This is a genomic window from Deltaproteobacteria bacterium (assembly GCA_003696105.1).
In the GTDB taxonomy this organism is placed as follows: Bacteria; Myxococcota_A; Polyangia; order Haliangiales; family J016; genus J016.
Map to the genome: position 1 here is coordinate 1 of RFGE01000016.1, position 11050 is coordinate 11050.

The 11050-nt window shown below is 74.0% G+C and carries 8 protein-coding genes; 4 read left to right on the plus strand and 4 right to left on the minus strand.

The window, feature by feature from the left end; translation table 11 throughout:
- Window positions 1-51 precede the first annotated feature (51 nt).
- From D6689_01080 to D6689_01095, 4 genes are all read right to left on the minus strand, one after another.
- The gene (locus D6689_01080) at window positions 52-681 is read right to left on the minus strand and encodes a GNAT family N-acetyltransferase (GenBank protein ID RMH44969.1); all 630 of its coding nucleotides are present in this window, start codon (window positions 679-681) and stop codon (window positions 52-54) included.
- A gap of 44 nt (window positions 682-725) precedes the next feature.
- Window positions 726-1217 (minus strand): SsrA-binding protein SmpB, encoded by a 492-nt coding sequence (smpB, locus tag D6689_01085; GenBank protein RMH44970.1) that lies wholly within the window; start codon window positions 1215-1217, stop codon window positions 726-728.
- Window positions 1218-1235: 18 nt separating this feature from the next.
- On the minus strand, window positions 1236-1952 hold the full coding sequence (locus tag D6689_01090) for a ComF family protein (GenBank protein RMH44971.1): 717 nt from the start codon (window positions 1950-1952) through the stop codon (window positions 1236-1238).
- 97 nt (window positions 1953-2049) lie between these two features.
- Complete coding sequence (locus tag D6689_01095; protein ID RMH44972.1) at window positions 2050-7965, minus strand: choice-of-anchor D domain-containing protein; 5916 nt, start codon at window positions 7963-7965, stop codon at window positions 2050-2052.
- A 107-nt stretch (window positions 7966-8072) separates the two neighbouring features.
- On the opposite strand from D6689_01095, the gene D6689_01100 reads away from it, so the two are divergent.
- The 4 genes from D6689_01100 to D6689_01115 all read left to right on the plus strand — a co-directional run.
- Complete coding sequence (locus D6689_01100) at window positions 8073-8624, plus strand: hypothetical protein (protein ID RMH44973.1); 552 nt, start codon at window positions 8073-8075, stop codon at window positions 8622-8624.
- Between the two features lie 138 nt (window positions 8625-8762).
- Complete coding sequence (locus tag D6689_01105) at window positions 8763-9551, plus strand: ATP-binding cassette domain-containing protein (GenBank protein ID RMH44974.1); 789 nt, start codon at window positions 8763-8765, stop codon at window positions 9549-9551.
- Window positions 9552-9559: 8 nt separating this feature from the next.
- Window positions 9560-10204 carry an ABC transporter permease gene (locus tag D6689_01110; GenBank protein RMH44976.1) on the plus strand — a complete coding sequence of 215 codons (645 nt, stop codon included), beginning with the start codon at window positions 9560-9562 and terminating at the stop codon, window positions 10202-10204.
- Window positions 10185-11050 (plus strand): ABC transporter substrate-binding protein (locus D6689_01115; GenBank protein ID RMH44975.1); only part of this gene is annotated, 866 nt, incomplete at its 3' end. The genes D6689_01110 and D6689_01115, both read left to right, overlap by 20 nt.

The following is an 11050-nucleotide window of genomic DNA, read 5'->3' on the forward strand; positions in this document are numbered from 1 at the left end:
CGCCGCCCCCTCACCCGCCGCCGCCCGCCGGCGTCGCCGCACATGGCCGCCTCACCCGCCGCCCGCCGGCGTCGCCGCGCCGTCCCCCGGCCCGCCGCCGCCCGCGACCGCGCCCGGCGCCGCCGCGGCGGCGTCGTCGAGCACCACCTCGCCCGTGGCGACGCCGCCCTCGACGTGCTCGACGACCCGCGGCGACAGCCCGTGCAACAGCGCCAACATCCGCCGGTTGTCGGCCAGCACCTCGAACCGCAACCGCCGAATCCCCCGCTCGCGCGCCGCCTCGAACAGGCGCCGCAGCAGCGCCGTCCCCAGGCCGCGCCGCTGGTATGCGTCGATCACCGTGACCGCGACGTCCGCCGCGTCCGGCGCGTCGGCGAACCGCACGAACCGCGCGACCCCGATCCCGTGTTCGCGGCCGTCGGGTCCGTCGACGAGCGCGCCGATCGCGACGTGATCCCACCCGTCGGGCCGCGTGAGGTACTCGACCTCCGCTGGCGTGAGCGACTCGCGCGCCGCGAGAAACCGGCTGTAGCGCGAATCCGGCGACAGCTGCGCGAACCCCTCGAGCAACAGCGGCGCGTCCTCCGGCCGGCCCATGCGCAGGCGCACGCGAGTACCGTCGGTCAGCTCGATCGTCTCGCTGTAGTCGGCGCCGAACCGAAGCGCGCCGGCGGAAGTCATTCGTCGACCATAGCGCACCACGGTGCCGGCGCAGAGAACGGCGCCTACCGCCGTTTGATCGCTCGCTCGATCTCGCGGCGGTCCTCCGCCTCGCGCTTGGCCTCGCGCTTTTCGTACAGGCGCTTGCCGACGCCGAGGCCGAGTTCGACCTTGATCTTGCCGTCTTTGAGGTACATCGCCAGCGGCACGAGCGCGTAGCCACGCTGGGCGGTCTTCACGGCGAGCCTGCGGATCTCGTGCTTGTGGAGCAGCAGTTTGCGATCGCGCGTCGGGTCGTGGTTGAACTGGTTCGCCCACGGATATTCGTTGATCCGCGCCCCCACCAGATACGCCTCGCCGCCGCGGATCACCGCGTACGCGTCGGTGAGCGACGCCATCGACTCGCGCAGGGACTTGACCTCCGAACCGACGAGCGAGATGCCGGCTTCGTACGTCTCCTCGATGGCGTAGTCGTGGCGCGCCTTCTTGTTGCGGACGAGGACCTTGTGGCCGTCCGCGTGGTCCGCGGCCGCGTTGCGTTGTCGGCGCTTGGCCATTCGGGCCGCAGCGTACGGTCAGTTCTCGGCGCGGGCAAGGCACGCGACGACGACGCCTTCCGCGCCCGCCGCAACGAGCGCGCGGGCGGCGGCGCGCGCCGTGGCGCCGGTCGTCACCACGTCGTCGACGAGCAACACGCGGCGCCCCGCGATCCGCCGCCGGTGACGGTCGGGCACGGCGAAGGCTCGGTCGACGTTGCCCGCCCGCTCACCGGCCGACAGTCCGGCCTGCGGGGCGGTCGCGCGCACGCGGCGCAGCGCCACCGCATCGACCGGAAGCCGCGCGACCCGCGCCGCCTCGCCCGCAAGCAGGTGCGCCTGGTTGTAGCCGCGGCGCGCCTGCCGCCGCCAGTGCAGCGGAACCGGCACGGCCACGTCGATGCGCTCGCGCGCCGCGGCGAGCGCCCACGCCGGCACGTACAGCGGCGCCAGGGCGCGGGCGAGGTCCGGCCGGCCGGCGAACTTGAACCGCCGGATCGCGCGCGCCAGCTCGCCGCCGAACCGATACGGCGCCACGACGCGATCGAACGGCGGCGGCGCCAGCGTGCACCGCCGGCAGGTGACGCTCACGGCGCCCGCGAGCGGCTCGGCACAGCGCGGACACGCGGGCCCCAGCGGATACAACGACAGCTCGCATGCGGCGCACAGCGCTGCCCGGCCGGCCAGCGGCACATCGCACGCCGCGCACCGCGGCGGATACAGCACGTCGAGCAGCGAGGTGACGAGCGAGCTCACGGTGCGGGTATCGGCGGCGGCGCGCCGCGGTTGCGCGCGAATCGCGCCCGGCGGCGCGCCGCGGTCGCGCGCGAACCCAGCCGCCCGCCGCCGCGCGCTACGGCAGCGGCGTTCGCTGCTCGACGACGAACTCGACGCGGTCGTTGACCGCGCGCGCCCGCGGCACGTTGCGCGGCACGAGCGGCCGCGACGACCCGTAGCCCTTGGCGACCAGCCGGTCGCCGTCGATCCCCCAGCGCACGAGCCACGCGCGCACCGCCGCGGCGCGCGCCCGCGCCAGCGCGTCGTCCGCGGGCCCGCGCGGGTGGACGTGCACCCCGATCCGGATTCGCGCCCATTCGGGACGGGCCCGGATCAGCCGAGCGACCTGCTCGAGCACCCGCTCGCCCGCCGGCGTCAGGTCCGCCGTCGTCCCGCGGAACTGGATCGGCTCGATCAGCTCGACGCGATCCTCCCGCTCGAGGATCGCGCTGTCGCCGGCGTCCGGGCAGCCGTCGTCGTCCTCGTTGCCGTTGATCGTCTCGGGCTCGACCGCGCACTCGTCGATGACGTCGGGAATTCCGTCGCGGTCGTTGTCCGGATCGTCGCAGCCGTCCCCGTCGGCGAAGCCGTCGCGGTCCTCCACCTCCATCGGGCAGCGGTCGTCGCGGTCCGGTATGCCGTCGCCGTCGTTGTCCGGGTCCGGGCAGCCGTCGGCGTCCTCGAAGCCGTCTACGTCCTCGGCCTCGGCCGGACACGCGTCGTCCGCGTCGGCGACGCCGTCACTGTCGTTGTCCGGGTCGGGACAGCCGTCGGCGTCCTCGAAGCCGTCGGCATCCTCGGCCTCGTCTGGACAGCGATCCTCGGCGTTGATCACGCCGTCCCCGTCGTCGTCGCCCCGATCGATCGGCGGCGCGGGCGGGCGCACCGGCACCGCGAGGGGACGCGCGCCCGGCGCGTACGACACGAGCACCACGCCCCGCGCGGCGGCCGCGCCCACGCCCGGCAACACGCCGCGCGCAACTCCCGCCGCGACGCCGAACGACCGAGACACGCGGTAGCGCGCACCGACGGCGATCTCCAGCGGGCTGGCGCCCTCGGTCTTGCCCGGCCCGAGCCCCCGCGCGCCGTACACCTCCGCGATCCAGGACCACCGCGGCGACGTGCGCACCGCCGCGCCGAGGCCGAAGGTCACTTCGTCGTCCTGCTCGAGGTCGACGAAGCGCGCGCGGCCGCGCAGCCGGTAGCCGGCGTTGCCCGCTACGTCGACCGGACCGAGCGAACCGCCGGCGATCAGGCGCGCGTGGCCCGTCGGCCCGTCCGCGCCGGCGAACTCGCCGTCCGTTGCGGTCGGAACGGTCACCTCCGCCCGCATCGCCAGGCCGAACCGATTCGCCTGAATCAGCGACGCCTTCGCCGACAGCGCGATGTCCCCGAGCGCCAGCCCGCCCGCCGGCTCGATGTTGAGCGACGCCGCGTCGCCCGACTGCGACAGGATCGGCAGGCGCAAGCCCGCCTCCCAGCGGGAGCCCACCGCCACGTCCGCCGCGAGTTCGTACGTCGCCCGGTTGGCCACCGGGTAGTGGACCTGACCTGCGCCCATCGGCTCGACCGCCAACGGTCGCCGCGCGACGTCGGCAAACAGCGACAAGGTCCACGAACCCGCCGCCCCGAGGCGCGGCGTCTCGACCGAGAGCAGGGTCGGGTCGCCGCCGGCCGCGGCGCGGAACACCGCCAGATCGATGTTGCGCGTCGGCTCGTCGGCGCTCGCGGTGGCCGCCGCCGCAACGACCGCCGCCGCGACGGTCGCGCCGACCGCGCGCCGCCGCCGCACCGCCAGCCCGACGAGCGCGATCGCCAGCCACAGCGCACCGCTCGCGCCGCGCCCCGCCGGCGCCGCCGCGCAGCCCGCGCCGCGAGCGTGCGCGGCGACCCCCTCGCCATCGACCGTGATGAACGTCTGCATCAACGGGTCGGCGTCCAGGTACACCTCGATGCGCGCCATGTGCCGCCCCGGCGCCGCCGGCGAGAACGCGACGTCGAGGTCGACCCCGCCCATCGGCGGCAGCTCGACCGGCCCGTCGAACCCGATGACCGCGAACGCCTCGTCGTCGACCGGGCCGCCGTCGACGCCGGCCACGCGCACGTCGCGCAGCGTGAACGACCGCGCCGGGTTCATGTTGTTGATGCGAAGCTTGCGGCCGGTCAGCGTCGCGCGCGAGCCGACGGCCGTATCGCCGAACGACACGCTGCACGGGTCGCACGTCACCTCGGGCAGAATGCCGCGGCCGCTGAGCTTGACCACCGCCATCGGGTTGCCGTCGTCGTCGTTCGCGATCGTGAGCGCCCCCTCGAACGGCACCGCGCTCGCCGCCGTCGGGTGGAACTCGACCGTGACCGTGCGGCTCTCGCCGACCGGAATCGTCATCGCGCCGCCGCCGATGACGCGAAACACGTCCATGTCGCTCGTCATCGTCGCGTAGACCTCGAGCTGGAACGTGCCGGTGTTGCTGATCGTGATGTCGTGAGTCGGCGGCGCCGCCGGATTGCGATACGTCGGCGGGAACGGCACGGCGAGCGTGTCGAGCGCGATGATCCGATCGAGCCCGCAGCCGTCGAGTTGCACGCGCGCCATCGGCACGGTGAACCCGTCGCTTTCGATGTCGATGAACGCGTCCGGATCCGTCGCGTCGCAGTCGCGCATCACCGTCGGCTGGAACTTGACGTCGAGCGGCAGCGACTCGCCGGCGGGGATCACGACCGGCAGCGCGGGCGGATCGACGAGCCCGAACTCGTTGGCGTACGGCCCGGAGATCGAAATTGCATCGACCTGAAGCGGCGCCGTTCCGGTGTTCTGCACCGCCACCGTGCGCGTCTTCGGGAACTCCGCCTGCACGTCGTGGCCGCCGTAGTCGACCGCGCTCGGGGACACCGCCATGTCGGGAGCCACACCTTCCGCCGACACCGGCACGCTCGCGACCACCGGCAGACACGACGGGATGTCCGTCGTCACCGTGACGGTGCCCGACGCCGGACCGAGCGCCGCCGGGTGCGCGATCACCTCGTACACCAGCTCCTCCCCCGTTCCTCCGGGGCCGGCCGGCGCCGGGTCCAGGCGCGCGGGCAGCGACGCCGGCGACACGGGATTCACCGAAAAGTCGGCCGCGTTGTCGACCGACAGCCCGCCGACGACGAACGGCGCGGTGCCCGTGTTCTTGACGACCAACGTCCGCGTCACCGGCGAGCGGTCGACGCGCACGGCGTCGAACGCGACCGACATCGGCGTCAACTCCATCGCGGCGACGCGGCCGGGGCCGAGCACCGCCACCGTCGCGGTCGGCGCGTTCGGGTCGTCGCTCGCGATCACGATCTGCCCCGCGTAGTCGGCGTGCATCGCCGGCGTAAACCCGAGTTCGAACGACAGCGACTCGCCCGGCGCGAGCGTGTGAGGCAGCGACGGCCACGGCGTGACGATCGGAAAGACCGTCGTCATCGACACGGTGACGTCCGTGATGGTCAGCGGTGCGGTGCCGCCGTTTTCGAGTCGCACCGCGATCGGCTCCGCCGACTCGCACACGCGCGTCGCGGGAAACGCCACCGGCGACGGCGAGACCACGAGCTGCGCCTGCACGCCCTCGCAGTCCAGCGGCACCACGACGACCCCCTCGTCCGCGTCGTCGCTCGCGATCCGCACAGACGACGACTTGGCTCCGGTCGAACTCGGCGTGCACACCACCTGCCAGGTCGCCGTCGCCCCGGGCGCGAGCACGACATCGGGCGGCGGAATCGACCCGGACGTGAACGCGAACTCGCCGGCGTCACCGCCCGCGATCGCGACGCCGCTGATCGTGAGCGGCGCCGAGCCGTCGTTGCGCACCGTGATCGCCGCGGGCGCGCTGCTCTGCGACACGTTGACGGCGCCGAAGTCGATCCGGCCGCCCGCGGGGTCCACCAGCGTGATCTCCGGCTTCTGGCCGGTGCCGGACACCGCGACGTCCACCGTCGGCTCGTCGAGGTCGTCGCTGTTGAACCGCACCGTCGCGGTCCGCGCGCCCTCGGCCGACGGCGAAAACGTCACCGACACGTCCTGCGAACCGCCCGGCGGGACCGAGAAGCTCGCCGGCGAAGCGGAGAAGTCCGCGGCCGCGGGCCCGAGGGTCGACACCGTCACGTTGAGCGTCGCCGACGTCGACCCGCCGGCGTTCGACACCGTGATCGTCTGCGCGCCGCTGGTCGTGCCGACGAGTTGCGGCCCGAACGACAGCGACGCCGGCGCCACCGCGATGTCCGGCGTCACGCCGTTGCACGCCAGCGGTGGAACGGGCACGGACGCCGCGTTGTCCGCGTCGCTGCCGACCGCCAGCGACGACGATTTCACCCCGACCGATCCGGGCCGGCAGCGGACCGACACCGTCCGCGACGCCCCCGGCGCGATCGAAAACGGCAACGCCGGCGCCGACGCGACCGCAAAGTCGCCCGCGTCCGGCGCCCCGAGGGTGAGACTCGACACGGTGACCGGCGCGGTGCCGGTGTTCTCGAGAACGAACACGCCATCGCCGGACTGCCCGCCCACGCGCGTGTCGCCGAAGTCGTAGCCGGCGGCGGGCGACAACGACAAGAGCGCCTCGGTCCCGGTTCCCGTGACCGCCACGTTCGCGGACGCCGGCGGCAGCGGGTTGTCGGTCGTCACGACGATCGTGGCCGGTTGCGGCCCCGCGAGTTGCGGCGTGAACGTGACGCTGATGGTCACCGGCGGATCCGACGGCGCGATCGTGCCCGAGAACGCGGTGACCGTGTAGTCGTCGGCGTTCGCGCCGGGGATCGACACGGACAGCACGTTCATGTCGGCGTCGCCGGCGTTGTCGATCGTGAACGTCTGCGTCGCCGAGGCCGAGCCGACCCGCGTGTCGGCGAACGCCAGCGACGTCGGGCTTACCGCGAGCACGGGAGCCAGGCCGGTTCCGCGCGCGGTCACGAGCGTGGGACTGGTGGGCGCGTCGCTCACGATCTCGATCGTCGACGACCGCGTGCCCGCCGCCGCCGGCGTGAACGTCACCGAGAACGCGCCGCTCGACCCCGGAGCGATCGTCATCGGCAGCGACGTCGTGAGGCCGAAATCGCCGGTGTCGCCCGCCGCGAGCCGGATGTCGGTCACAGTCAGCGGCGCCGTACCCGTGTTCGAGATGGTCACCAGCCGCGGTGCGCTCGACGTGAACACGCGCTGGCCGGCGAAGTCGATCGGGTCCGGCGACACGGAGATCGCCGGCTCGGTACCGGTGCCGGTCATCGCGAGGTCGACCGACGGCGTCGCCGACAGGCCGTCGTCGTCGGCGACCGTCAGCGTCGCCGACCGCGCGCCCGCCGCCGCCGGCGTGAACGTCGCGACGACGTCGTAGAACCCGCCGGCCGGCACCGTGAACGACGTCGCCGGCGGCGAGTAGCTCCAGTCGCCCGGATTCGCGCCGGTCGTCGCGAGCGATGCCGACAGCACGTCCGTGCCCGCGTTGTCGACGCGAATCGTGTAGGTGGTGGACGACGCCGTGCCGACCCGCGCGGAGCCGAAATCCAGCGGCGGCGTCGCGCCGCCGACGACGGTCACCACCATGTCGGGCGCGACGCCCGTGCCCGCGAGGCCGACCGGCAGCGACTGCCCGCCCGGGTCGTAGTCGACGGTGAGCGTCGCCGAGCGCGCGCCGGTCGCGCCCGGAGTGAACGTCACGTCGACCGTCGCCGATCCCCCGTTGGCGACGACGGTAAACGGCGTGGTCGCGGCGATCGAAAACTCCGCGGCGTCCGGCCCCGCGATCGCGAGCGACGTGACCGTCGCGTCGGTGTCGCCGGTGTTCGTGAGCACGAGCGACCCGGTGACCGGCACGCCGACCCGCTGGTCGCCGAAATCGAGCGGGTCGGCGTCGGCGACCAGCGCCGGCTGCGCCGCCGCGGCCGCCGGCACGACGAGCGCGACGAAAACGGCGGCGATGATCGGCCGGGCGCGCCCGGCCGCGACGTTCCCTGGGAGGCGAGGCAAAGCCACGTACCCTACGAGTTTAGCGCGATCGCCGGGGCGCCGGCACCGAGCGCTCGGCCGGACGACCGCACCGGCGGTTGGGCCGGAGCGTGCATCCGTTCTAAGATGCGCGCGTGACCGACAAGCGCGACAAGCGCGACGGCGACGCCGGCCGGCCGCCCGAGGTCTCCACCAGCGCGCGCGGAGACGCCGTGCGCCCCGCCACGTTCCCGCCGGACCGTTGGGCCACGCCGTACGTATCCAAGACGCACCCGCCCGCCACCGTCCCGCCGGTCGACCGCGTGCCGGTCGCCGGCGCGGCGCCGGACGACGACGACGGCCCGCCGACCGAAGCCGCCGCGCGCGCGTTCCTGTCCCGGCGGTTCGCCGCCGCCGGCTACCGGCTCGTGTCCGACTACGCCTTCTCGGCGCCGGGCGTGGCCGTCGTCCTCGACGGCTACGACCCGGACCAGCGCGTCGGCTTCGCCTACGTCTCCCACGCCGACGCCGACGTCGTGTCCGACATCGGCCCCGCCGAGGAGCTCGCGTTCAAGCAGATGTTCGACACCCGCGACGCGTTCGTGCTCGTCGTACACGACCGGGATATCGATCAATTGTCCACGCTCGAGCACCGGCTCGACGACTTCCTCGCCGCCGTCCACCGCGTTCGCTCCCGTGGCCGCTGACCGCGCAGGACGCCCCATCCGCCCGACGCGGCGATCCGCGGCCCGCCGCGCGAGCGATGCGCGCGGACGGTGCGCGCCCCGCTCGCCACGGGTCGGCGACGCACCGCGCGCGACGCAGACACGGGGCGCCAAAGGCAGATGAACGCGCGCGAGACGGTCCCGTCGCCCGCCGGCCGCCGGCCGTTCGTCGACCTACGCGGCGTGTCGCTCACGCTCGCCAGCGGCGCCTCGCTCGTGCGCGACATCACCCTCGCGGTCCCCGAGGGGCAGACCACGGTCCTGCTCGGCCGCAGTGGCTCGGGCAAGACGACGGTGCTGCGGCTCATCAACGCGATCGCGATGCCGACCGCCGGCGAGGTCGTCGTCGCGGGCCGGTCGACCGCGGACTGGGATCCGATCGAACTGCGCCGCCGCACCGGCTACGTCATTCAGGAGGGCGGCCTGCTGCCCCACTACACCGTCGAGCGCAACGTCGGCCTCGTACCGTCGCTGCTCGGCTGGCCCCCCGACCGCATCCGCGCGCGCGTCCGCGAGCTGCTGTCGCTCGTGTCGCTCGACCCCGATGAGTTCTCCGCGCGGTTTCCCCACGAGCTGTCAGGCGGCCAGCGCCAGCGCGTCGGCATCGCGCGCGCCCTCGCCGCCGACCCGCCGCTGCTTTTGTGCGACGAGCCGTTCGGCGCACTCGACCCGATCACCCGCGCCGAGATGCAGCGCGAGTTCCGCGCGCTCGAGCGACGGCTCGGCAAGACGATCGTGTTCGTCACCCACGACCTGCGCGAGGCGGTCGCCCTCGCCGCGCACGTCGCGCTGCTCGATCGCGGGACCGTCGCCGTCAGCGGCCCGCCGGATGCGGTGCTGGCATCGGACCACCCCGAGGCGCGCGCGTTCGCGCGCACGCTCGAGCCGGTCGAGGAGGCCGCGCCGTGACCGCGTTTCTGGAATACGTGGCGGCCAGTCGCGCCGAACTGCTCGCCGCGCTCACCCGCCACCTGGTCCTCGTCGGCATCTCCGTCGGCGCGGCGGTCGCCATCGGCGTGCCGGCCGGCGTCGTCGTGGCGCGCCGCGTTCACGCCAGCCGCGCGGCGCTGGCGTTCGCCAACACGGTGCAGACGATCCCCTCGCTCGCGCTGTTCGCGTTCCTCATCCCGGTGCCGATCGTCGGCGGCACCGGCGTCGTCCCGGCGATCGTCGCGCTCACCCTGTACGCACTGCTTCCGGTGCTGAAGAACACCATCACCGGCCTGCGCGGCGTCGATCCCGCCGTGCGCGACGCGGCGGTGGCGATGGGCATGACGCCGCGGCAGCTGCTGTGGCGGGTCGACCTGCCGCTGTCGCTGTCCGTCATCCTCGCCGGCATCCGCATCGCGACCGTCGTCACGGTGGGGACCGCGACCATCGCCGCGGCGATCGGCGCCGGCGGCCTCGGCGTGTTCATCTTCCGCGGCCTCACCATCATCAACAACCACGCCATCCTCACCGGCGCGATCCCCGCGGCGCTGCTCGCGCTGCTGCTCGACGCGCTGTTGGGGCTCGTCGAGCGCGCGCTCGCGGTCCGTCCCGATGTGGCTGTCGCGGCGTGACTGGCTGCGCCTGGCGGTGGCGGGCGCCGGATTCGCGGGCCTCGGCGCGGCCGCGGTCGCCGGCTGGCGCGCGCGGCCCGATGTCGCCGTCGGCTCGAAGGACTTCCCCGAGCAGTGGATCCTGTCGGAGCTGCTCGCCGCGGTCGTCGCGCGCGCCACCGGCCGGGCCGCCGGGCGCGTCATTCTCAACGGCACGTTGCTGTGCCACCGCGCGCTCGTCGCCGGCGACATTCAAGCGTACGTGGAATATACCGGAACCGCCTACACCGCGGTGCTGCACCGAAGCGGCGTGACCGACCCGCGCGAGGTCTACCGGATCGTGGCCGTCGAGTACGCGCGGCAGTTCGACCTGATCTGGCTGCCGCCGCTCGGCTTCGAGAACACGTTCGCCGTGCTCGTGCGCGGCGACGACGCGCGCCGCCGCGGCCTGCGCGCCATCTCGGACCTGCGCCCGATCGCCGGCGCGCTGCGCGTCGCGGTCCCGTTCGAGTTCTTCGACCGGCCCGACGGCTACCGCGGGCTCGTGCGCGCCTACGGGCTTGAGTTTCCGAGCGCCCCGCGCCAGATGTCGCTCGGCAACGTCTATCGCGCGCTCGCCGCCGGCGACATCGACGTCGGCGTCGGCAACTCGACCGACGGGCTCATCGCGCATCTGGGTCTCGTTCACCTCGTCGACGACCGGCGCTACTTTCCGCCCTACGAGCCGGCCCCCGTCGTCCGCCGCGCGTTCGCGCGCGCCCAACCGGCCGCCATTGCCGCCCTGCGCGCGCTGTCCGGGCGCATCACCACCGAGGCCATGCGCCGGGCCAACTTCGAGGTCGACCACGAAAAGCGCCACCCCAAGCC